Origin of the sequence: Actimicrobium sp. CCC2.4, assembly GCF_034347385.1 — a bacterium.
Lineage (GTDB): Bacteria > Pseudomonadota > Gammaproteobacteria > Burkholderiales > Burkholderiaceae_D > Actimicrobium.
In genome coordinates, this window is sequence record NZ_CP133777.1 from 565,197 (window position 1) to 589,835 (window position 24,639).

Below are 24,639 nucleotides of genomic sequence, written 5' to 3' on the forward strand. Positions count from 1 at the left end.
TACCCGAGCGGGCATGACTGAATTCAAGAACACCGAACGCGAACTGCATTTTTTCCGGATCCGGGTCACGGTGGCGGGATTTTTTGCGTTCTTCTGCTTTTGCCTGCTGGCGTCCCGGTTTGTGTGGTTGCAGGTCTACCGGCACGACCACTACGCGGCGCAGGCCGAAGACAACCGGATCTCGGTGGTGCCGGTGGTGCCGAACCGCGGCCTGATCCTGGACCGCAATGGCGTGGTCCTGGCGCGCAATTTTTCGGCTTACACGCTCGAAATCACGCCATCCAAACTCACCGTCAGTCTGGACGAAACCGTCGACCAGCTGGCCGAGCTGGTCGAGATTACGGCCAAGGATCGCAAGCGTTTTCGCAAGCTGCTGGAAGACAGTCGCAACTTCGAAAGTTCGCCGATCCGCACCCGCCTGACCGAAGAAGAAGTCGCGCGCTTCACGGTGCAGCGCTACCGTTTTCCGGGTGTCGAAATCCAGGCCCGGTTGTTTCGGCAGTATCCGCTGGGAGCCGTCGCCTCGCACGTGACCGGCTACCTCGGGCGCATCAGCGCGCGCGATGCCGCAGCGATCGACGAGCTCGATGACAGTGCCAATTACAACGGCACCGACCATATCGGCAAGGAAGGCCTGGAGAAAAGCTACGAGCGGCAATTGCATGGCATCACCGGCTACGAAGAAGTCGAAGTCTCCGCCGGTGGCCGGGCGGTGCGCACGCTCTCGCGCACGCCGGCCAGTCCCGGCAACAACCTGATCCTGTCGATCGACATCGAATTGCAAAAGGTCGTCGAAGAAGCTTTCGGCGATCACCGTGGTGCGCTGGTGGCGATCGAGCCATCGACCGGCGACATCCTGGCCTACGTGTCGATGCCGACCTTCGACCCGAACCTGTTCGTCGAAGGCATCGACCAGCAAAGCTGGGAGCAACTCAATACCTCGCTGGAGCGGCCGCTGCTGAACCGGCCGTTGTCGGGCACCTATCCGCCCGGCTCGACTTACAAGCCATTCATGGCGCTGGCCGCACTGGAGCTGGGCAAGCGCAAGCCGGAAGACACGATTTCGGACCCCGGCTATTTCATACTCGGCAACCACCGTTTCCGCGATGACAAGGAAGGTGGCCATGGCATGGTCGACATGCGCCGGTCTATCGTCGCGTCGTGCGATACCTACTACTACCTGCTGGCCAACGACCTCGGGGTCGATGCGATCCATGACTTCATGAAGCCGTTCGGTTTCGGTGAGCTGACCGGTATCGACCTCGAGCACGAGCGCAAAGGCTTGCTGCCATCCACGTCCTGGAAGCGCACTGCGTACCGCAAGCGCGAACAGCAGAAATGGTATGCCGGCGAAACCATTTCGCTGGGCATCGGCCAGGGCTACAACGCCTTCACGCCACTGCAAATGGCGCATGCGATTGCGACGCTGGCCAATAACGGTGTTGTCATGAAACCGCATCTGGTGAAGATCATCGAGAACGGCATTACGCGCGAACGCACCGTCACCGTGCCGAAGGAAAGCTACCGGATTGCGCTTAAGCAGGCCAACATCGACATCGTCAAGAACGCCATGGTCGGCGTCACCAGCGAAGCCGGCGGCACTTCGTACCGTGTCTTCGGCAAGGCCGGGTATGTGTCTGCCGGCAAGACCGGCACGGCGCAGGTGATCGCGATCAAGAAAAATGAAAAGTACGACGCCAAGAAGATCGACGAACTGCATCATGACCATTCGCTGTACTCCGCCTTTGCACCGGCCGACAAGCCGCGCATTGCGATTGCGATCATCGTCGAGAATGGCGGTTTCGGCGCCGAGACCGCCGCCCCTATCGTCAAGAAGGCATTGGATTTTTATCTGCTCGGCAAGCGTCCGGGAGATAAGGAAACGCCGGCAGTGCCGCTGACCGTCAGTGTGGCCGACACCCGCGGCAACAAGGATCAAGGACATATCCACCATGATTGAAAGACGTCCGCTCTGGCCGCGCATCAAACCCCTGCTGACCGTATTCGACGGCCCGCTGGCACTGATTATTTTCCTGATCGTGTCGGTCGGGCTGGTCACGCTGTATTCGGCCGGCATCGACTTTCCCGGCCGCGTCGAAGACCAGCTGCGCAATATCCTGATCGCCTTCATCGTGATGTGGATCGCCGCCACGGTGCCGCCGCAGACGCTGATGCGCTTTGCCGTACCGATCTACAGTTTCGGCATTGCGCTGCTGATCGCGGTGGCGGTGTTCGGCCTGGTCAAGAAAGGCGCACGGCGCTGGATTAACCTCGGCATCGTGATTCAGCCCTCCGAGATCATGAAGATCGCGATGCCGCTGATGCTGGCCTGGTTTTTTCAGAAGCGCGAAGGCATGATCCGCTGGACCGAATTCCTGGTTGCGGCGGTACTGCTGGCGATTCCGGTGGCATTGATCGCGCGCCAGCCCGACCTCGGTACCGCATTGCTGGTGCTGGCCGCCGGTTTCTATGTGATCTTCCTGGCGGGGCTATCGTGGAAAGTCATGGCCGGGCTGTTCGTCACGGTCGCTGCCAGCTTGCCGGTGCTCTGGACCGTGCTGCATGATTACCAGCGTCAGCGCGTGATGATGCTGATCGATCCCACCTCGGATCCGCTCGGCAAGGGCTTCCATATCATCCAGTCGACCATCGCGGTCGGCTCCGGCGGACTGTTCGGCAAGGGCTGGCTCAAGGGTACGCAGGCGCATCTGGAATTCATTCCGGAGCGCACCACTGACTTCATTTTTGCGGTCTACTCCGAAGAATTCGGCTTGGTCGGCAACGGCGTTCTGCTGATCTTGTACATGCTGCTGGTCAGTCGCGGGCTGGTCATTGCGGCCAACGCACCGACCGTATTTACCCGCCTGCTGGCCGGTGCGATCACGATGATTTTCTTCACTTATGCCTTCGTCAACATGGGAATGGTCAGTGGTATCCTGCCGGTAGTCGGGGTGCCGCTACCTTTCATGAGTTACGGCGGCACCGCACTAGTCACGCTCGGCCTTGGCGCCGGCATCCTGATGAGCATCCAGCGGCATCGCACGCTGGTACAAAGTTAAGGAATATCCATGCACGAACACCCCCGATTATCCTGGCCGGGACGTCTGCTGGCAGGCGCTATTGCTGTCGTGCTGGCCGCTTGCGGCAGTGTCCCTTTGGCACCACCGGCACCGCCTGCTGCCAAGCGCGAGGTCGTGCCGCCGACGGTCAAGCGGGCACCGGCAATGCCGGCGGCCGGTTCCGGACGTGGTGGCTACTACCTCGACGATGGTCCCGGCGACAACCCGCCCGACAACCTGCTGGCCATCCCCGATGCCGAGCCCAAGATCGAAGCGAACTTCGCCCGCAACAACCGCCCGTATGTGGTCTTCGGCGAGACCTATACTCCGATGGACGTCGATGCCCCGCTCAAGCAGCGCGGTGTCGCCAGCTGGTACGGTAAAAAATTCCACGGTCAGAAAACCTCGTCGGGCGAGCTCTACGACATGTACAAGATGACCGGCGCGCATCCGACGCTGCCGCTGCCGTCGTATGTGCGCGTTACCAATTTGAGCAACGGCCGGCAAATTATTGTCCGCATCAATGACCGCGGCCCCTTCCATTCGAGCCGCATCATGGACCTGTCGTACACCGCCGCACTGAAGCTCGGTTACCTCGGCAAGGGCAGCAGTGAAATCGAAATCGAACGCCTGATGCCGGACGAGATTGCGCGCATGGAAAAAGACCGTCTCGGCGAACGTGCCGTGCCGCTCGACGAGACCGCCAGAGTCCGCAGGCCGCAGCCGATGCCATTGCTCGCTGCGCTGGAATCGACCTCGAACCCGTCACCGGCCGCGGCTGCTGCAGCGGTACCGCTGGAGGGCGCCATGATTCCACCCGCCATGACTTCAGGCAGCGCATTGACGATCGACATGCCTGCGCCGCCACCGCCGGCCACCCCGGCACCGTCCACGCCAGTGCCCGCTCCGGCTCCGGCCGTGACTCCGGCAGCGACGGCCGGCGCACCCGGATTCTATTTGCAGCTGGGCGCGTTTTCGCAGGCACCCAATGCCGAAGCAGCGCGCATGCGGGCGCAGCGTGAGGTGCCCGATGCGCCATCGGCCGAAGTCGTGCAGAGCGGTGCGGTGTATCGCCTCTACAGCGGACCCTTCACCAGCCGCACCGATGCGACCAGCGCGGCGCAAAAAATCCAGGATGCCGGCGGACTCAAGCCGTTCATCGTGCAGCGGTAAGTTTGACGGCAGGGTGCAATGCCCTGCAGTCAATGCCTGACTTCGCACTCGTTACCGGCTTCAGCGCCATCGCTGACAGCGCCGCAGCGGGTGCTCCCCCGACTCTGAGGATGAGCGCCATCGATTGTCGGCATGGGCGATCTGTCATGGAATGTTGTTTGCCAGCTTGCGTCAATCCGTCCATTGGCGATATGACGGTCGCCTGGCCAGTTACACCGGTAGCATTCAAAAACCGATAGTCGGCGCTGCCTGCGATCGGCATACCCTGCGCCTGCTGGCACGACAAACGTTCAATTCCATGACACCTTCAAGCTCCCGTCGCGGTTTCGCCCTGACCGCCATGACGTCGATTTTTCTCCCGCTGATTGCGCTGCTGTTGGCCCTGCCGGCCCATGCCCAGACCCCACCCCTCCAAAGCAAACCGGCGTGCACCGCCCCCGCCGCCGGCAATCCCGGCAACGCCTGCGCCGGCAACCCGATCAATCTGATCACCGGTAACAAGTACCAGCGCGATACCGATATGGCCGCTTTTCCCGGCGTGCTCGGCCTTGAAATCGTCCGCCATTACAACAGCGTTTTTAGCGTACCCGCCGTCCCCAATGGCCTGGTCGGCCGCGGCTGGCGCTTGTCGTATGAAGTCGAACTGGTCGCCGTCGGCAACACACTGCAGCTGATCGAAGCCGACGGTCACCGGATCATCTTCAACCGTAATCCGCTGAATCGCGCATTGTGCAGCACCGCCGATCCGGCCAACGGCACCCTCGACATACTGCGCAGTACGCGCGGCGACGAATACGCCTGGCAACGCACCGACGGTCAGGTCTGGCGCTTCAACGCCCAGCGCAAGCTCGAACAAATCGTCGCGCCGACCGGCGAATTCGTCAGCCTGATTTACGACAACGCGGGCTTGCTGATGCAGGTCACCGATCCACAGGGCCGGCAACTGCACCTGATCTATCCGGACCGCAAAACCGCGCGTAGCGGCACCAGTTTTAATGGCGTGCGCGCCATCGACAGCCCGGCCGGACGGTTCGACTACGACTACGGCAGCACCGCGCCGGCCGGTGCCGGCATCGCACCGTCGTCGCTGCTGGCCAATCTGATCCGGGTACGCCTGCCGACCAAGGCCGAACGCCAGTACCACTACGAAGATCCGCTGCATCCGACGCTGCTGACCGGCATCAGCCTGCGTGAAGGGGCAACCACCGCCCAGCGTATTTCCACGTTTGGCTATCAGGCCGATGGCAAGGCGATCCTGTCGACCCATGCCGACGGCGTCGACAAAGTCACGCTGTCTTATCAGCCTGGCGGCGTCACGGTACTGACTAACAGCCTCGGCCAGGTCACCACTTACCGCCACGCCGACATCGCCCGCGAGAATCGCCTGCTCGAAGCCCGTGGTCCCGGTTGCGCGTTGTGCAGTGCCAGCAACCTGCGCTACAGCTACGACACGCGCGGGCGCGAAGTCACGCGCACCCGGCTCGATGACCACGGCAATCCCGTCGAGACCATCCTCACCGAACGCGATGACATCGGCCGGCCGCTGATGATCAGCCAGCAGCGCTATCAGGATGGCAAGCCCGGTGCGGCGCAATGGCAACTGCGTTATGAATATGCCGCCAGCGCCAGCGCGGGTCCGACGCTGATCGCCCGTCCGAGTGTGGTGCCAGGCAAGGACAACCTGACCCGCATCACCTACAACGCCGTCGGGCAAGCCCTCACGCTGACCGAAAGCGGCTGGTCGCCGGCCACCGCCACCCCCATCGAACGCACAACCCGCTACCGCTACACCCGCATCAACGGCCGCAGCCTGCTGGCAGAAATCGACGGCCCGCTGCCGAACGGTCGGACCGGCACGCCGGCGGATTCGGACATCACCCGGTTTCGTCACGATGGTCGCGGCGATTATCTGGTCGAAGTCGTCGCACCGGGCAATCAGGTCACGCGCGTCATCGGGCGCGACCTGTCCGGTCGTCCGCAAAAAATCGTCACCGCTACCGGCAACGTGCTCGGGGTTGACTACGATCCGGCCGGCCATGCCACCCGCGTCACCAGCGCCGGTAGTAGCGAATTTTTCAGCTGCAACGCCCTCGGCCAGTTGTCCGGCGTGGTCCGCGCGAGCGGCCAGCGACTGGCGATGCGCTACGGTCCCGATGGCCGCATTGCCGAGTTGTCGGACGCGCAGGGCAACCGCATCCGCCTGCAGCGCGATACCGAAGGCACGCTGACCGCGCGCAGTCTGCTCAATCCCGATGGCAGCATCGCGCAGCAAACCAGCTTGTCGCTGCTTGATATCGATACCGACCGCAAGACCGATGCCGTACCCGAGATCCTCTTTGCCGTCGGTGATGCCGTCACGCGTTTTCAGTACGAACAAGAGAGCCGGCTGGCGCGCATCACCGATGCCCGCAAGCACCAGACCGGCCAGTTGCACGATGACTTTGGTCGCCTGGTCCGGGTCGACAGTCCCGATGGCGGCGTCACCGTGCTGGCTTACGATGCCGCCGACCATCTGGTCAGCAAGACCAGCGGGCAGGGCAGCACCGTGCTGTACCGCCACGACATCGCCGGTCGCCTGACCGGCCAGAGCACCCGCGAAGGCGAGACCCGCATCGTCTACGGCCAGCAGGGACGGCCGGTGCGGATCAGCTATCCGGCCGGTGAAGAACACTTCAGCTACGACCAGGCCGCGCGCCTGACCAGCCATGTCCGCCTGATCGACGGCCAGCGCATCACGACGCGCACCGCCTACGACAGCCGCGGCCAGCTCAGCAAAAAAATCCTGCCCGACGGCCAGATCCTGCATTACCGCTACCACGGTGCGGTCCACCCGAAAGCCGGTTTGCTCGCTGCCATCACGCGCGAAGATCTGTTCGGCAATACCGTCCTGCTCGACGGCCTCAACGACGCCGCCGACGGCTATGCAAACCAGCACTTCCAGCTGGCCAACGGCGTCGGCTACCAGCGCCAGCTCGATCAGCGCGGCCACATCACACGCCTCGGCAGCACCGGCTACTGGGAAGAAAACCACCAGCGCGACGCCATCGGCCAGCTCACGCAACGCAACACGACGACTCCGACCGGCCTGAAAAACACCCGCTACAACTACGACGATGCCGGCCGCATGACCGCCATCCTGCAAGCCGGTGGCGATCATAGCTACCGCTACGACCCGACCGGTAACTTGCTGGCCGACCAGCGCGGCCAGCTATCCACCGGCTACACCATCGACCCGGCCAGCAACCGGATTACTTCCGCACAGGCCGGTGACCGGCGCATCAACTACGCCTACAACGCCGCCGGCAGCGTCACCCGCATCGGCGACACCGCCTATGCGTGGGACAGCCAGCAACGCCTGATCCGCGTCAGCCAACGCGACCAGCCGGTCGCCGATTACGCCTACAACGCCTTCGGCGAGCGCATCAAAAAAATCAGCTACGCCGGCAACCAGAGCAAGGTCACCTACTACTTCTACGACGGCAGCGAGCTCGTCGCCGAAGCGCACGCCAGCGCCAAAGACGGGGGTAACGCCAGCATCACGCGCCAGTACGTCTGGCTCAATGACCAGGGCGGCAGCCGTCCCATCGCGATGCTCCAGGCCCGCGACAGCGGCATCAAGTCCATCGCCGCCAAAACCCTAGCCAGCATCCCGACCGACACTACGCGCGCTGCTGGCCAGGCCAGCCGCAACGACGTCTTCGCCCTGATCGCTGACCACACCGGCGCGCCTCGGGCGCTGGTCGATGAACGCAAACAAGTGGTCTGGCGCGCCAGCGTCACCGGCTTTGGCGAACTACTCCCCGACGCCAGCAACCTGATGACCCTCAACCTGCGCGGCTCGCACCAGTACTACGATGCCGAAACGCAGCTGCACTACAACCACCATCGCTACCTCGACCCGCGTAGTGGCCGCTACCTGAGTACCGACCCGAGCGGAGTCGCCGGCGGGCTGAACCTGTATGCATTCGCCGCGAATAATCCGATCGCCAACATTGATCCGCTCGGATTACAGGCCAAGCCGGCGGGGGACATCTCTGATTGGGATATGCAGCGGCGGGTTGAGTACGTGCTTTTGCGGGCGGGTGGGCAGATACCGGGCGTGATTGGGGACGCGCTGCGGGAGTTGGTGAGTCCGGCTTCGCTGGCGACGACGGCGGTGGTGTTTGGGATATGGGCAGGGTCGCAAGCCTTCCCGCCCGTCGGCCTGGTTGTCGATACAGGTCTGGTCGCAGCTGGCGTCCTGATTGCCGGCACCGGTGGCCTAATTGCCATCGCGGAAATAATCAAGGCTGGGGTATTAACCGGGAGCGCAAAATGTGAAGCGGATTTGCAAAACGCGGGCGACGTGCTGGCCAGTGGTCTGGTCGATGCGTTGGCGGCAGGCGCCGGATTGGCGGGGAGTGTGCAGGCGAGTAGTACCCAGGCTCTGCGGGTAGAGAAATTGCAGAGAATAATAAGTGGACTTTTTAAGCAATCTGGAGTTGTGACAAACGGCGTTGGAGAAGCTTACAACATTGCCAATGCGTCGAAGTTGGCTGAGCAATTAAGAATGGCATCCGCGAGATCGCCCTTTACGACCACGGGTACGTTGACACAAGACGCGATTAACGCGGCAAAAGTGGTACCTGGACTAGAAGCTGGTATGTTGAGAAATCCCGCTATTCCAGAAGGTTTCGGAAAATATACAACTAGTACTTTCAGCAGCCCTTCAGGAGATTTCCAAGTACATTTTTATAAGAACCCAACGACCAATGAGGTGTTTTACGGCTTCGATTACAAAGTAATTTTTAATAATATGTCTGGGATACTTAAAAAACCATGAAAGTTAAATGCACACGATTATTAGACGCTGACGGGCGAGAGGTTGAATCTTCGTCCTGGTTAAAACTTGGTTGTATTTACCACGTCGTGTCGATTTTTACGGACAAGAGTGGCAATCGTCGCTACGGCATTATTAATCGCCACCCTTTGGGGGAGTGGCCGCAGTTGGGTAGTCATCAAGCAGAATGTTTTGAAATTGTTAGTGATATCGTGCCATCTAATTGGCAAAAAATGGCTTATCGAGGGAGTATCGATATCTCCCCAGCCGCATGGCAAGCCCCTGGCTTTTTGGAAGCGTTCTATGACCACGATCCAGTCACCTATCCTATCTATGAACGGGAACGGGACATTATTCTGAGCGAAGACCCCTGACCGGAATTACAAGTGACGTATTCAGCGCGTAGGGTGCAATAACCGAAGGGCATTGCACCGTCTGCATGCGGTGCAATGCCCTTCGGTTATTGCACCCTACTTGCTTTGTGCCCACGCGAGAGCCCCGAAAATGCTCGCCAATTCCAACCGTTTGTCGGTTCATTCGCGTGGGCACGACACACCCGTGCCTTCCCTACGTGCTGTTGACTTACAAAAGAAAAACCAAGCTCCGCGTCCCGCAACAATTCGACCAACCAGCAAATCCGACCAATCCCGCCAGCCCGATTTTTACGCAATCTTTACACCCCCCACCCCGCTCTTTACAACGTTTTTAGCCCGTCACGCCTACGCTGTTCCTTGTCAAATTCATTCAAGGAACATCGCATGGACATCCTCTGTATCGCCGCCATCCTGGCGTTGTGGCTGGTCACCGTGGCCGCTGCTGCCGGTTGTGCCCGGCTCGGGGCGCGCACGTGAACCCGTTCTACTGGCTGGGCGCGAGCGCTGCCGCCATTCTGCTGGCGATGCTGGTCTATGCATTGCTCAATGCGGAGGACCTGTAAATGTCTACGCAATCTCTCACCCTGTTATTGGTGTTTTTGGCGATCCTGCTGGCGCTGTCGTATCCGCTCGGCCTGTATCTGGCACGTGTCGGTGATGGCACGCGGCTCTGGCTGGCGCGCGTCGAATCTGTCGTCTATCGACTTGCCGGCACCGACGCTGCAACCGGCATGGGCTGGAAAGCCTATGCGCTGGCGCTGCTGGCCTTCAATGCGCTCGGCACGCTGTTCGTCTACGCGGTACAGCGCCTGCAAAGCGTGCTGCCGCTGAACCCGGCTGGCTTCGCTAACGTCGCCCCGGATTCGGCTTTCAATACCGCCGTGAGCTTTGTTACCAATACCAACTGGCAAGGCTATGCCGGCGAATCGACGATGAGCAACTTCACGCAAATGGTCGCGCTGACCGGGCAGAATTTTTTCTCGGCAGCGACCGGCATGGCAGTCGCCTTTGCCTTGATCCGTGGCTTCATGCAGCGCTCGGCGCAATCGATCGGTAACTTCTGGGTCGACCTCACGCGCTCGGTCTTGTACGTGCTGTTGCCGCTGTCGCTGCTGCTGGCGGTGGCGCTGATGAGCCAGGGCGTGATCCAGGATTTTTCAGCCAACAAGAGCGTCACGCTGCTTGATCCGCTGACCTACATCGAGGCGGAAGTCGGTACCGATGGCCAGCCGATCAAGGATGCCCAGGGCGTCGCACTGACGCAAACGCTGGTGGCCCATAGCCAGACCCTGCCGATGGGACCGGTCGCGTCACAGGAAGCCATCAAGATGATAGGCACCAACGGCGGCGGCTTCTTCAATGCCAACTCGGCCCATCCGTTTGAAAACCCGACACCCATATCGAACTTGCTACAGATGCTGGCGATATTCCTGATTCCGGCCGCGTTCTGCTTTGCGTTCGGCCGGCTGGTTGGCGACATGCGTCAGGGCTGGGCGCTGCTGTCAGCGATGACGCTGATCTTCGTCGCACTGACCTGCGTGGTGCTGGTGGCCGAGCAGCAAATCCATCCGGGACTGCAGGCGTTGCATGTCGATCAGGCCCTCGGTGCGCTGCAATCCGGCGGCAACATGGAAGGCAAGGAAACCCGCTTCGGCATCAGTGCTTCGGCGCTGTTTGCGGCGATCACAACGGCGGCGTCATGCGGCGCAGTCAATGCGATGCATGACTCGTTCACCGCGCTGGGCGGGCTGGTGCCGCTGGCATTCATGCAGCTTGGCGAAGTGGTGTTTGGCGGTGTCGGCACCGGCCTGTACGGGATGCTGGTGTTCGCCATCATGGCGGTCTTCATTGCCGGCCTGATGATAGGCCGCACGCCCGAATATCTCGGCAAGAAGATCCAGGCCTACGAGATGAAAATGACCGCGCTGACCATCCTCGTGACGCCGCTGCTGGTGCTGGGCGGGACCGCGATTGCGGTGATGCTCGAGCCCGGCCGGGCCGGCATCGCCAACCCCGGCGCGCATGGCTTTTCCGAAATCCTGTACGCGTTCACATCGGCCGCCAACAACAACGGCAGCGCCTTTGCCGGGCTGTCGGCCAACACGCCGTTCTACAACTTTATGCTGGCGGTGGCGATGTGGGGCGGGCGCTTCGGCATGATCGTGCCGATCCTGGCGATTGCCGGATCGCTCGCGGCGAAGAAGCGGCTTGATGTGACCAGCGGCACGATGCCGACCCACGGCCCGCTGTTCGTGGCGTTGCTGGTTGGCGTGGTGGTGCTGATCGGTGTGCTCAATTACGTGCCGGCGCTGGCGCTCGGGCCGGTGGTCGAACATCTGCAATTCCAACAATGAATATTGACCAATCCATGTTGACCAAAACGAAAGGTCCGTCATGTCACGCACCAGCCTGACCCTGTTCGACCGCGCCCTGTTCGGCCCCGCCGTACTGGACGCATTCAAGAAGCTCGACCCGCGCGTGCAATGGCGCAGCCCGGTCATGTTCGTGGTCTTTGTCGGTAGCGCCATCACGACGCTATTGTGGTTGCAGGCGCTGGTTGGCACCGGCGAAGCACCGGCCGGATTCATCGGCGCGATCGCGTTGTGGCTGTGGTTCACGGTGCTGTTCGCGAACTTCGCCGAAGCGCTGGCTGAAGGCCGCAGCAAGGCGCAAGCCGCGTCGCTGCGGGCACTGAAGCAAACCGTGCCGGCCAAGAAAATGACGGCGCCCAACTACGGCAGCAGCTGGACCGAAGTCAACGCCACCATCTTGCGCAAGGGTGACATCGTGCTGGTCGAAGCCGGCGATATCGTGCCGGTCGATGGCGAGGCCATCGAAGGCGTGGCCTCGGTCGACGAGAGCGCCATCACCGGCGAATCGGCCCCCGTAATCCGCGAATCGGGCGGTGATTTCTCCGCCGTCACCGGCGGTACTCGCGTGCTGTCCGACTGGCTCGTGGTGCGCGTCGCCGTGAACCCCGGCGAAGCCTTCATCGACCGCATGATCGCGATGGTCGAAGGTGCCAAGCGCCAGAAGACGCCCAACGAAATCGCGCTGACCATCCTGCTGGTGGCGCTGACCATCGTGTTCCTGCTGGTGACGGTGACGCTGCTGCCGTTCTCGCTGTTCAGTGTCGGTGCGGCCAATGCCGGCACGCCGGTGACGATCACGGTATTGATCGCCTTGCTGGTCTGCCTGATCCCGACCACGATAGGCGGTTTGCTGTCGGCCATCGGCGTGGCCGGCATGAGCCGGATGATGCAGGCCAACGTGATCGCCACCTCGGGCCGTGCGGTCGAAGCCGCTGGTGACGTCGACGTGCTGTTGCTCGACAAGACCGGCACGATCACGCTCGGCAATCGCCAGGCCTCGGCTTTTTTTGCCGCACCGGGCGTGACCGAAGAACAGCTGGCCGATGCCGCGCAACTGGCCTCGCTGGCCGATGAAACACCCGAAGGCCGCAGCATCGTCACGCTGGCGCGGCAGCGCTTCAGCTTTACCGAGCGCGACCTCGCCGCACTCGCCGGCAGCGCCGTGCCGTTCACCGCGCAAACCCGGATGAGCGGCATCGACCTCGGGCCACGCGCACTGCGCAAAGGCGCGGTCGATGCGCAGAAAAAATATGTCGCGTCGCTCAACAAGGTCTTTCCGGCCGAGGTCGCACGCGATGTCGACACGGTTTCGCGACGCGGCAGCACGCCGCTGGTGGTGGTCGATGACGGCCGCGTGATGGGCGTGGTCGAACTGAAGGATATTGTGAAGGGCGGCATCAAGGAACGCTTCGCCGAACTGCGCCGCATGGGCATCAAGACCGTGATGATCACCGGCGACAACCAGCTCACTGCAGCAGCGATTGCCGCCGAAGCCGGAGTCGATGATTTTCTGGCGGAAGCCACGCCCGAAGACAAGCTCAAGCTGATCCGCGATTACCAGAACGAAGGCCGGCTGGTGGCGATGACCGGCGACGGTACCAACGATGCGCCGGCACTGGCGCAGGCCGATGTCGCGGTGGCGATGAACTCCGGCACGCAGGCCGCGAAAGAAGCCGGCAACATGGTCGACCTCGATTCGAATCCGACCAAGCTGCTGGAGATCGTCGAGATCGGCAAGCAGATGCTGATGACGCGCGGCGCGTTGTCGACGTTCTCGATCTCGAACGATATCGCCAAGTATTTTGCGATCATCCCGGCCGCGTTCGTGGGCACCTATCCGCAACTGAAAGCGCTCGACGTGATGCACCTGAGCAGTCCGTCATCCGCCATTTTGTCGGCGGTGATTTTCAATGCGCTGATCATCGTCGTGCTCATTCCGCTGGCGCTCAAGGGCGTCAAATACCGCGCTGTCGGTGCAGCCCTGCTGCTGCGTCGCAACCTGCTCATTTACGGACTCGGCGGCATCATCGTGCCGTTCGCCGGGATCAAGCTGATTGATCTCGTGCTGTCTGCCTTATCGATTATTTAGGAGCCCTCATGAAAACTATCCTACGTCCCGCGCTGGTCCTGTTTGCCCTGTTGACGGTGCTGTGCTGCGCGCTGTATCCGGCCGCCGTGACTGGCATCGGTCGCGCTGTTTTTCCCGACCAGATCGCCGGCAGCCTCGTGCTGCGCGATGGCCAGCCGGTCGGCTCGTCACTGATCGGGCAGGCCTTCACGTCCCCGAAATACTTCTGGGGCCGGCCATCGGCCACCGCGCCGATGGCCAATAACGGACTGGCCTCCGGCGGCTCGAACCAGGGGCCGAATAATCCGGCGCTGCTCGATGCGGTGAAGTCACGCATCGCGGCCTTGCACGCAGCCGATCCCGACAACACGCAAGCGGTGCCGGTTGATCTGGTGACGGCCTCGGGTAGCGGTCTTGACCCCGAGATCAGCCTGGCCGCCGCGGCCTATCAGTTGCCGCGCATTGCGCGTGAAAGAAAGCTGTCAGACGCGACCGTGCAGACACTGATCGACCGCCACAGCAGCACGCGCGTGCTCGGTTTTCTGGGCGAGCCACGCGTCAATGTGCTGGCGCTGAACATGGCGCTCGACGCTGCACGGTAAGATGCCGGCATGACTGTTCCGAAGACCCCCAACCGCCCCGATCCCGATGAATTACTGCGCCAGCTGCAGCAGGATGAACACGTCGCCGGTCGCGGTAAGCTGAAGATTTTTTTCGGTGCCTCGGCCGGTGTCGGCAAGACTTACGCGATGCTGCTGGCGGCGCAGGAGGCGCAGCGCAATGACATCGATGTGCTGGTCGGGCTGGTCGAAACGCATGGCCGGCGCGAGACGCTGGCGCTGCTCGATGGCTTGCCGCAGTTGCCACTGAAAGCGATCGTTTACCGCGAGCGCACGCTGCAGGAATTCGACCTCGATGCAGCCCTTGCACGCAAGCCCGCATTGATCCTCGTCGACGAACTCGCGCATGCCAACGCACCCGGCTCGCGCCATCCGCGCCGCTGGCAGGACATCGACGAATTGCTCGCCGCCGGTATCGATGTGTTCACCACGGTCAATGTCCAGCATCTCGAAAGCCTCAATGATGTGGTCGGCGGCATCACCGGCGTGCGCGTCGCCGAGACCGTGCCTGACACCGTGTTCGATCAGGCCGATGCGGTGGTGCTGGTCGACCTGCCGCCCGACGAATTGCTGCGTCGCCTCAAGCAAGGCAAGGTGTATTTGCCGCAGCAGGCCGAGCGCGCCGCGCAGAGTTTTTTCCGCAAAGGCAACCTGATTGCCTTGCGCGAACTGGCCTTGCGCCGCACCGCCGATCGCGTTGATGCCGACGTGCGCGCCTACCGCGATGCGCAGTCGATCCGGCGTGTCTGGGAAACCCGCGACACGCTGCTGGCCTGCATCGGCCCGCGTCCCGGTGCCGAAAAAATTGTCCGTGCCGCTGCCCGTCTGGCGGACCGCCTCAATGCCGACTGGCATGCGGTCTATGTCGAGACGCGCCAGCTGCAACGGCTGCGCGAGAGCGAACGCCAGCGCATCCTGAAAGTGCTGGCGCTGGCGCAGGAACTCGGTGCGCAAGCCACCACGATCCCCGGCGAGGATGTGGCGGCCGCGCTGCTCGACTACGCGCGCACCCACAACACGTCGCGCGTCGTGATCGGGCGCGCCGGCGGCCGGCGCTGGTGGCGCTCGTCGGTGGCACAGTCGCTGGCGCAGCAAGCCTTCGACCTCGACGTGATCCAGATCGCGCGCGACGGTGCCGATGCGCCGCTCGGCAGCAAGGCCTGGATGGCCGCCGGTGCACAGGCGCTGGCCGATGATCCGGTGCGGCCGTGGCCGTATGTCTGGGCGATGCTGGCCAGTGTCGCCACGACCGGACTGGCGGCGTTGCTGTTTCCGTATTTCGAGCTGGCCAATATCGTTATGGTGTTCCTGCTGTCGGTGATGGGTGTGGCGCTGTATTGCGGTCGCGGGCCGGCGGCGCTGGCGGCGGTAGTCAACGTGCTGGTGTTTGATTTTTTCTTTGTACAGCCGCGCTTTTCATTCGCGGTCTCGGATGCGCAATACCTGCTGACCTTTGCCGTGATGCTGGCGGTGGGCCTGATCACCGGCCAGCTGACGGCGCGCCTGCGTTATCAGTTGCGGGTCGCCGAACAGCGCGAACGCCGCGCCCGCGCGCTCTACGAAATGGCGCGCGACTTGTCCGGCGCGCTGACCACCGAGCACGTCATCGAACTGTCGAACCGCAGCCTCGCCGCCGGCTTCAATGCAGCCACGACGGTGCTGCTGCCGGACCAGCACGAGCGTCTGCAATTGTCTTCCGAACCGGAAGCGCAGCGCCTCGCAGTGCTCGATGTGGCGATGGCGCAGTGGGCCTTTGATCATGGCCAGCCGGCCGGTGCCGGCACCGATACGCTGCCATCGAGTGCGCGTCTGTATCTGCCGCTGAAAGCGCCGATGCGTACGCGCGGCGTGCTGGCCATCCTGCCGAAAGTGCCGCGCTGGCTAATGGTGCCGGAACAGCGCCGCCAGCTCGATACCTTTGCGTCGCTGGTCGCCATTGCGCTGGAGCGTGTGCATTACGCCGATGTCGCGCGCAGCGCGCTGGTGCAGATGGAATCCGAGCGCTTGCGTAATTCGCTGCTGTCGGCGCTGTCGCATGACTTGCGCACACCGCTGACGGCGCTGGTCGGATTGGCCGAAGCGCTGGTGCGCTCGTCGCTGGCCGGGGCACCCGCCGCGCTGGCCACCGCGTTGCATCGCGAAAGCCTGCGCATGAGTACGCTGGTGGTCAACCTGCTGGATATGGCGCGGCTGGAAGCCGGTGCGGTGCAGCTGCGGCTGGAATGGCAATCGCTGGAAGAAGTGGTCGGCACTGCGCTGGCGGCCTGCGGCAATACGCTCGCGCAGCACCACATCGTCACCGATCTGCCGGCGAGTCTGCCGCTGGTGCGCTTCGATGCAGTGCTCATCGAGCGGGTGCTGTGCAACCTGATCGAGAACGCGCTCAAGTACACGCCGCCCGGTTCGACGATCCGGATCTCGGCGCTACCGGCCGGTAACAAGATCTGCCTGACGGTGGCCGACAACGGGCCGGGATTTCCGGCCGGTCAGATCGGTGCGCTGTTCGACAAGTTTGCACGCGGCGTCAATGAGTCGGCGATCCCCGGCGTCGGCCTCGGCCTGGCGATTTGCCGCGCCATCGTCGACGCCCACGGCGGCAGCATCGACGGCGCCACCAATGCCGACGGTGGTGCCAGCTTCATCATCACGCTGCCGGCCGGCGTGCCGCCGGCGGTCGAGCTTGAAAGCCAGTCATGAACGCAGGACAGCATCATGTCGTCGTGGTCGAGGATGACCCGCAAATCCGCCGCTTCGTGCGCCTCGCGCTTGAAGCCGAACAGCATGCGGTATTTGATGCCGACACGCTGCAGCGCGGCCTGATCGAGATCGCCACCCGCAAGCCGGACCTGGTCATCCTCGATCTCGGTTTGCCCGACGGCGACGGCACCACGCTGATTCGCGAACTGCGTACCTGGTCGACTATCCCGGTCATCGTGCTATCGGCCCGCACCGATGAAACGCAAAAGATCGCCGCGCTGGATGCCGGTGCCGATGACTACCTGACCAAGCCGTTCGGCGTCGGCGAATTGCTGGCGCGCGTGCGCGTCGCTTTGCGGCGTGGCGCGCGTGGTGCCGACGCCGAGCCGGTCATGCGTTTTGGGAATGTGGAAGTCGATCTGGGTTTGCGCAGCATCAGCAAGGCCGGCGTGCCGGTGCATCTGACGCCGATCGAATACCGCCTGCTCGCGCATCTGCTGGCACATGCCGGCAAGGTGCTGACGCAGCAGCAGATCCTGAAAGCGGTGTGGGGTCCATCCCATGTCGAGCGACCGCACTACCTGCGGATCTACATGGGACACCTGCGCCAAAAGCTGGAAGACGATCCGGCCCGGCCGCAGTTTTTGATGACCGAGACCGGGGTGGGGTATCGGGTGCTGGTGTGAGCTTGGCAGAGTGCGACGTTTGAAAATATAGGGAGCTTTTGCAAGTTTATGCAAATTGCATAACTTCGAATAATTTTGCTAACTCTGGATCAACGTAGGGTGCAATAACCGAAGGGCATTGCACCGCATGCACTGCCAAGGAATGTTAGCGCTGAGGCGGGGAGCCCCCGGCGACACGGCTTTCACCGTGCCGCTGTGCGGCTTGCCAGCGCGATTACTTCCCGGTCAACCGGCGAATCACGCTGACGCTGTAGGCAATCGGGCGTGACAGCAAGACCGGGTCGGCTGACGGGGCGATGCCATCGGTCAGCAGTAGCGGATTGAAGGCCAGCGTCTTTTCGGCGGCGGCACTATCCGGCGACATCTTGTCGAGACTCAGGATGCCCAGTTCGACTTGCGGACGGCTGTCCGGCCAGACCATGGTGCCATCGTTGATCGGGTCATCCTTGCCGGCGAGCTGGGCGCTGATGCGGAACTGCACCGGACCTTTGGCAATGCGCTGCGGCAGTTCGTCCATCAAGTAATTCGGGGCCGCCTTGGCAACTTCGGCATCGCTCAACGCCTGCACCCCGGCCAGCGGCGTGATTTGATAACGGGCGTATTGGGAAATGCCTTTGGCATTGGTGAACTGGAAGGCATTGACGCCGTAGAACGCCAGCGTGGCAAAGCTGACCGGCGCGGGTTTCGGTGCCTTGACAAATTTCATGGCGGCGGGATGGGTGGCCAGGAATTGCTCGACCGGAGTCGGCTTTGGTGAATCCGGCTTGGTCGCGGCGACCGAGTTCAGAAAGCTCAGGAAGTCTTCCGGCGTGGCCACCGGGAAGCCGTTGAACGAGATGCTGACGATGTCGGTCAGGCCGCCTTCAGGCAACTGGAAACGGATTGCAATGCCGTGCGGGCTGGCGTTCGGCGACGCATCCGGCATGGTTGGCACGCCGGTCGGGTTCGAGAAACGCACAGTCACCGGCACCGGCTTGGCAAAATGCACCGCCTTGCTCAGTGATGGCGCTTCGGCACTCGGCGTAAAGGTGCCGGTCAGGACTATGCCCTTGGCATGGTTGGCGCGATAGCCGGGATACGGACCCTTGGCCAGGACGGTCATCGTGTCGACCAGTTGTTCGTGCACGTTTTTTTCATCGGCAGCCTGGGCTGGTGCCGCGAAGGCGAAGGTGCCGGCGAGCAGGGCAAGAAGCGGGGTGCTGGTTTTCGGCAAGCGAGCGAATGTGGTCATCGAGGAGATCTCCGTTTGAGTTCTTGTAAATAAGTTTTGTAAATAAGTTGTACGCAATTAAATTGCGTGCACGCATACTGTCACAAGTCACGGATTTTGGCTGGAGTTGACTCTTCGGGAAGGGGTGGGGACGAGCATAGCTGTCCTCCGGGCGCGAAAAGATGAGGCGAGGTCCGTCGGTATTGACGGCTGCTGCCGGTGCATACGGTGCAATGCCCTGCGGTTATTGCACCCTACGTTGCTACCGCTTGTCGAAGGCGTCCGGCTTGTGCGCCTTCGACAAGCTCAGGGCGAACGGTAAATAGGGACGGCAGCGGTGCAATGCCCTGCGGTTATTGCACCGAACTACGCGAATAAGCACCGGCCTCATCGCGAACGCACGCCCCGTCAGGCCGCCAGCGCTACCAGATCCAGCACCGTCAACCCCGCCAATTCCTGCGTCGTATTGCCGGCAAACGCGGCGCGGTTAGGCACGCCGTCCTTCAGCCAATGCTGCACCGCCACCTTGACCTGCGCTGCGGTACAGCCGAGCACGCCACTACGGAATTGCAAGCGGATTGCGGCTGTCACGCCACGCTGTTGCAGGTTCCACGCAGTGAGCGCTTCGGCGTACGGGGCGTGCGGTTTATCGAGTCCCTTGATCACGCAGATGATGGCTTCCTCGATGGTTTCCTGCGAGTAGTCGCTGGCCAGCAACTGGTCGATCGCGCGACTGAAATCGGCATAGGTGCCGGCCAGGCGCGGATCGCGGTAGGAGCTCATCGTGAACACGCCGGCATTGGCACCGTAGCTGGCATAGCCACCGTAGGCACCGCCCTGCTCGCGCAAGGCCTGATGCAGGATCTGGTGCGACAGCAGTTCGGCGGCCACCGCCAGCGCGGCGGCATCGGCATGGCCGACGCCCGGCGCGTTCCAGGCGATCACGCAGTGGTTGATCTGGCTGGTCGCATGCAGCGCGACGTTGCCCACCGATGGCGTGGTCAGGCTGGCCAGGTCCGGCGTGGTCACCGGTGTGGCGACCGGCAGCGTGAGCAGCTTGGCCAGTGCGGCGCCGTCCTGTTCGATGCCGGCGCACAGGATGGTCGGCGTGCTGGCGATGATGCGCTGATGCAGCGCGTGCAAACGCGTGGCGATTTCGGCGAGTCCTTGCGGTGTCTTGGCGAGTTGCTGCAGCGTCCGGTAGAACGGCAGGGCCGCGGCGCCGCCGGTGAGATCGGCAAAGCGGCGTAGCGGCGACAACGGTGCGGTCGCGGCCAGCGACGCATAGTGGCTGCCGGCTTCGGCCAGACTGGTCAGCTTGTCCTGCACCAGGCTTTCAATCAGGAAGGCCATCCGTTCGGCTTCATCGAAACGCGGCTGGCCTATCGAGGTCGACAGCACGGTGGCGATGGCGGCCTGTTCTTCGCGCAGGCCGCTGGCCGAGAACGACAGCTCGACGTGCAGCTTGCCATCCGGTTGCGGGATCGCTTCGAGGCCGGCATGGAACGATGGCACCAGACGCTGACGCCAGGCGCTGGCTTCCTCGAAATCGCGTTCGCCGACGCCCAGCTCGCTGATCACGTCGGTGTACAGCTGCAGCCAGGCCCAGTTGCTGTCGGCCAGTGCCGAGACGTCGTACAGCACGTTGGCATAGCTGATGCCGTTCGAGGCAATCGAAAAACTGATCGCACCATCGACCGCCGCCGGAATCGGCAAGGCCGGACGCGGCAGCGCGCTGACATCGCCGGGCAAAATGCGCGGCAGCAGTTCGGAGTTCGCAGGCAATTGCTGGTGCTTCTCGAGCGCGGCCGAATCGGCGCGGATGCGCGTGCGGTCCTCGTCCGACAAGGTCGTTAGTAGCGTGGCGAGGCGGGCCTCTTCGGTGGCCTTGCGGGCAATGAAAAAGTCGGCATCGGGAATCACGCGCGTGGTCAGCCGGGTCGGCGAGTCGATCAGCGATTGCACCAGTTCCTTGAAGAAGGCCGGGTCCTGGATTTGCTGTTCGAGGGTCGCGAGGATGGCATCGTTATCGAGTGCATTGAGCACGTCGCCGCCATACATTGCCATCGGCAACGCATGCAGCAGGCGCGACAAACCGTAGGGCGTCTGGCCGCTGCTGATTTTGCGCTGGCTGTACTTGATGTCGCGTAGCGCGGCTTGCAGCACCGAAGTCGGGATGCCCTCGGCGGCGGTTTTTTCGAGCGCAGCCCAGATCCGTTCACGGGCCAGTTCGACCTGTGCTTCGGTCAAGCCTTCCATGCCGAGGTGGAACACCATCTGGCGCGCGCCGGCATCGCGGCCGTTCATGCTCGATGGCCGGCCGTAACCGGCCGACTCCATCGCCTTGATCAGCGGGGCCGACGAGTCGCCCAGCAAGCCGGCCGACAGCAGGTGCAGGCGGTAATACGCTTGCTGGTCGATCGCCTCGCCCATCAGCCAGGCGAACTGGATGCCGAACTCGTCATCGCGGGCTTCCTGCGATGGAATGCGCACGGTGTTTTCCTGCGGCGCGTTCCAGGCTGGTGCCAGTTCCGGCAAGCGGCGCGGTGTGCCGCCGTCGGTCAGCTTTGACAGCACGCGTTCGCTGATCTGCTGCTGGATTTCAGCGGCATCGATGCGGCCGGTGGTCATGAAGATTGCTTGCGACGGATGGTAATGCGTGGCGTGGAATTCTTTGAGCATCGCGTGCGTCAGCTCGGGAATGACCAGCGGATCACCGCCGGATTCGACCTGGTAGGTGGTGCCCTTGAACAGCGTGCCGGCGATGCCGGCGTCGAGCGCGCGCATCGGGCTGTTGAACGCGCCTTTCATTTCATTGAAGACCACGCCCTGATACGTCAGCGCAGTCTTGTCGCCTTCGCCGTCGAGGCCGTAGCGCCAGCCTTCCTGCAGAAAATTGAGGTAGTCGAGATTCGGGAAAAACGCTGCATCGAGGTAGACATCGAGCAGGTTGAAGAAATCTTTCTTGTCAGTGCTGGCAAACGGATACACGGTGCGGTCGGCGTAGGTCATCGCATTCATGAAGGTGGCCGTCGAACGGCGCAGCATCGAGAAGAATGGATTGCGTACCGGATAGCGCGCCGAACCGCACAGCGCCAGATGCTCGAGGATGTGGGCGCGGCCATCGCTGACCTGCGGTACGGTCGGAAAGGCGACCAGGAACACCAGTTCCGGCTGTTCGGTTTCCATGTGGATATGCAGGACGCCGGAGCCGGGTTCGATGTATTGCTCGACGGTCGCTTGCAGGACGGGAATGGTGTGGCTGCTCAGTTTTACAAATTGGGTCATGGATGTTTTCCTGGTGGGCGCTTCGGTGGGTGTCGCCCGGTGTCACTGCCTGGCTGGTGCGATTTGTTAATGACCCATCTTACCTGCCGTGAGGAAAAAAAACTTTGAGGGCGGCAACGGCTGTCGTGAAAGTGCGCCGCCATCGCCTGCCTGGAGACCTCATTCGCCCTTGATCACCAGCGCCCGCTCATACAACGCATTCTTCCTTTGCCCGGTCAGCTGCGCCGCCAGTGCCGCTGCCTGCTTGACCGAGCACTCGGCCAGAAGAATGCGCAGCACGCGGTCGGCTTCGACTTCGTCGGCGGCAATCGCGCTCGGTGCGCCGTCGAGCAGCACCACGTACTCGCCCTTTTCGCGGTGCGGATCGGCTTTCAGCCAGGCCGCGGCATCGGACAGATTGCAGCGATGGATTTCTTCGAACAGCTTGGTCAGTTCGCGCGCAAAGACGATCTGGCGGGTCGGTTCGAACGCGGCGGCCAGCGCATCGACGGCGTCGACGATGCGGTGCGGCGCTTCGTAGAACACCAGCGTCGCAGCAATCCCGCGCAGTGTGCCGAGCACGGTGTCGCGCTGCTTGCCCTTGGCCGGCAGGAAGCCGACAAAATAGAATTGCGCATCCTGCAAGCCGCTGGCCGATAGCGCCGTGATGACGGCCGACGGACCCGGCAGCGGCAGCACGCGCAAGCCGGCCGCACGTACCGCGTCGACGATACGAGCACCGGGATCCGAGATCGCCGGGGTGCCGGCATCCGACACCAGTGCGATGCGCTGGCCGGCTTGCAGGCGGGCGATCAGCTTGTCGGCCACTTCGCGTTCGTTGTGCTGGTGCGCCGCAATCAGGGTTTTTGACAGGCCGTAGCGGGTCATCAGTTGCGCGGTATTACGGGTGTCTTCGCAGGCCACCGCGTCGGCCAGTCCGAGCAGGTGCAGCGCGCGCACGCTGATATCGCCGATGTTGCCGATCGGCGTGGCGACCACGTACAAAGTGGACAGCGGGTACATCTGCTGCGACACTTCTTCGAGCAATGGAAAAGTTACGGATGCAGTCATCGGAAAAGGATCATGGAATGAGGTGGACTATCAAGTGGACAACGATGTGGCTAACTAATTGGCTCAATAAGTGGCTTACACCACAGGCCGGCATCGCCGTGCTGGTCGGATTGTGCGCGACCGCGGGCGCAAATACAACCGCTGCCGCCGGCTTGTCCGGGACCGTGCCGGCGACCGGTGAACTGGCTGTTCCGGCACCGCCACCACCTCCTCCACGTATTGCGCTGCTGCTGCCGCTGCGTTCCGAATCACTGGGCCAGGCGGCCGAAGCCGTGCGCGAGGGATTCATGGCCGCTTACGAGCGTGACCGCAACGGTGCCACGCTGACGGTCTACACCACCGGTGACAGCACCAGCGACATGCTGGCGACCTATGCCGAGGCGGCGCTGGCCAATGACATCGTGGTCGGCCCCTTGTCGCGCACCGACGTGACCACGCTGGTCCAGAACGAGGCGATCCGCCGGCCGACGATTGCGCTGACCCAACCCGATATCGATGGCCCCGTACCAAGCCAGCTGCTGGCCATCGGCCTGTCGCTCGAAGATGAAGCGCGCCAGGCCGCCAATTGGGCCGGGGCCGGAAAAAAAGACGCGCATGCGCTGGTACTCACGGGCAGCGCCGCCTGGCAGCGCCGTGCCGGCAAGGCGTATGCGGCGCAGTGGCAGCAACTTGGTATGCAGGCGCAAGTGCTGGAATTGCCTTATACCGGCGCGTATCTCGGCGCTGCCAGCCTGGCCGCACTCAGAAAACAGCTGCAAGCCGAGAAACCGGCGCTGATCCTGCTGGCGCTCGATGCGGCACAGACGCGCCAGGTGCGGGCGATGGTCGGTGCCGACATGCCGATGTATGGCGTGTCGCAACTCAATCCGTTTGTGCTGCAGGAGCACGCCAGCGGCGACGCGTGGCCTGATCTTGATGGCACCCGTCTGCTTGACTTGCCGTGGATGATAGAGCCGGCACATCCGGCGGTAATGATTTATCCGCGCCCGTTGCCGCTGCCGGATCAGCCGCGCAATGCTGACCTTGAACGCCTGTATGCGCTGGGCATCGATGCCTGGCGGGTCGCCAACGAAGTCGGCGCACGTCGCACCCGCTTCGTACTCGATGGCGTCAGCGGCAAGCTGACAGTGAACTTCGGTGCCGGCACGACCAGCTTCCGGCGCGCATCGCTGCAAGCGGTGTATCGCGGAGGTGTCGTGGTGCCCCTGGTGCCGGCCTACTGA

At 62.7% G+C, this 24,639-nt stretch carries 15 protein-coding genes; 12 read left to right on the forward strand and 3 right to left on the reverse strand.

All coding sequences use genetic code 11. The annotated features are described in order from the left end of the window. Positions 1–13 precede the first annotated feature (13 nt). From mrdA to kdpE, 11 genes are all read left to right on the forward strand, one after another. A complete protein-coding gene (gene mrdA / locus RHM62_RS02660; RefSeq protein WP_322124039.1) occupies positions 14–1,960 on the forward strand; it encodes a penicillin-binding protein 2 in 1,947 nt (648 codons plus the stop codon). Next, positions 1,953–3,059, forward strand: coding sequence for a rod shape-determining protein RodA (rodA, locus tag RHM62_RS02665; protein ID WP_322124040.1), 1,107 nt, complete (start codon positions 1,953–1,955; stop codon positions 3,057–3,059). The genes mrdA and rodA overlap by 8 nt, the downstream gene beginning before the upstream one ends. A gap of 9 nt (positions 3,060–3,068) precedes the next feature. After that, a complete protein-coding gene (locus tag RHM62_RS02670; RefSeq protein WP_322124041.1) occupies positions 3,069–4,232 on the forward strand; it encodes a septal ring lytic transglycosylase RlpA family protein in 1,164 nt (387 codons plus the stop codon). A gap of 298 nt (positions 4,233–4,530) precedes the next feature. Next, positions 4,531–9,054 carry an RHS repeat-associated core domain-containing protein gene (locus RHM62_RS02675; protein WP_322124042.1) on the forward strand — a complete coding sequence of 1,508 codons (4,524 nt, stop codon included), beginning with the start codon at positions 4,531–4,533 and terminating at the stop codon, positions 9,052–9,054. Next, positions 9,051–9,425, forward strand: a complete 375-nt coding sequence (locus RHM62_RS02680) for a hypothetical protein (RefSeq protein WP_322124043.1) — start codon at positions 9,051–9,053, stop codon at positions 9,423–9,425. The genes RHM62_RS02675 and RHM62_RS02680 overlap by 4 nt, the downstream gene beginning before the upstream one ends. Before the next feature lie 473 nt (positions 9,426–9,898). Continuing rightward, positions 9,899–9,988: a potassium-transporting ATPase subunit F gene (locus RHM62_RS02685; RefSeq protein ID WP_139079512.1), complete on the forward strand. Its 90-nt coding sequence runs from the start codon at positions 9,899–9,901 to the stop codon at positions 9,986–9,988. Next, positions 9,989–11,779 (forward strand): potassium-transporting ATPase subunit KdpA, encoded by a 1,791-nt coding sequence (kdpA, locus tag RHM62_RS02690; protein ID WP_322124044.1) that lies wholly within the window; start codon positions 9,989–9,991, stop codon positions 11,777–11,779. A 40-nt stretch (positions 11,780–11,819) separates the two neighbouring features. Then, on the forward strand, positions 11,820–13,886 hold the full coding sequence (kdpB, locus tag RHM62_RS02695) for a potassium-transporting ATPase subunit KdpB (RefSeq protein ID WP_322124045.1): 2,067 nt from the start codon (positions 11,820–11,822) through the stop codon (positions 13,884–13,886). Positions 13,887–13,894: 8 nt separating this feature from the next. Further along, positions 13,895–14,467 (forward strand): potassium-transporting ATPase subunit KdpC, encoded by a 573-nt coding sequence (gene kdpC, locus RHM62_RS02700; RefSeq protein ID WP_322124046.1) that lies wholly within the window; start codon positions 13,895–13,897, stop codon positions 14,465–14,467. A 9-nt stretch (positions 14,468–14,476) separates the two neighbouring features. After that, positions 14,477–17,182, forward strand: coding sequence for a two-component system sensor histidine kinase KdpD (gene kdpD / locus RHM62_RS02705; protein ID WP_322124047.1), 2,706 nt, complete (start codon positions 14,477–14,479; stop codon positions 17,180–17,182). Continuing rightward, positions 17,179–17,868, forward strand: coding sequence for a two-component system response regulator KdpE (gene kdpE / locus RHM62_RS02710; protein ID WP_009665704.1), 690 nt, complete (start codon positions 17,179–17,181; stop codon positions 17,866–17,868). Before kdpD ends, kdpE begins: the two co-directional genes overlap by 4 nt. Positions 17,869–18,082: 214 nt before the next feature. Here the strand turns inward: kdpE and RHM62_RS02715 are convergent, their stop codons facing one another. The 3 genes from RHM62_RS02715 to rsmI all read right to left on the reverse strand — a co-directional run bounded on the left by RHM62_RS02715 (position 18,083) and on the right by rsmI (position 23,416). Beyond that, entirely contained in the window at positions 18,083–19,099 is a 1,017-nt protein-coding gene (locus RHM62_RS02715; RefSeq protein WP_322124048.1) for a catalase family peroxidase, read from the reverse strand. 387 nt (positions 19,100–19,486) lie between these two features. Beyond that, entirely contained in the window at positions 19,487–22,366 is a 2,880-nt protein-coding gene (locus RHM62_RS02720) for an insulinase family protein (RefSeq protein ID WP_322124049.1), read from the reverse strand. Between the two features lie 159 nt (positions 22,367–22,525). Next, positions 22,526–23,416 carry a 16S rRNA (cytidine(1402)-2'-O)-methyltransferase gene (rsmI, locus tag RHM62_RS02725; protein WP_322124050.1) on the reverse strand — a complete coding sequence of 297 codons (891 nt, stop codon included), beginning with the start codon at positions 23,414–23,416 and terminating at the stop codon, positions 22,526–22,528. 44 nt (positions 23,417–23,460) lie between these two features. On the opposite strand from rsmI, the gene RHM62_RS02730 reads away from it, so the two are divergent. After that, a complete protein-coding gene (locus RHM62_RS02730; RefSeq protein WP_322124051.1) occupies positions 23,461–24,639 on the forward strand; it encodes a penicillin-binding protein activator in 1,179 nt (392 codons plus the stop codon).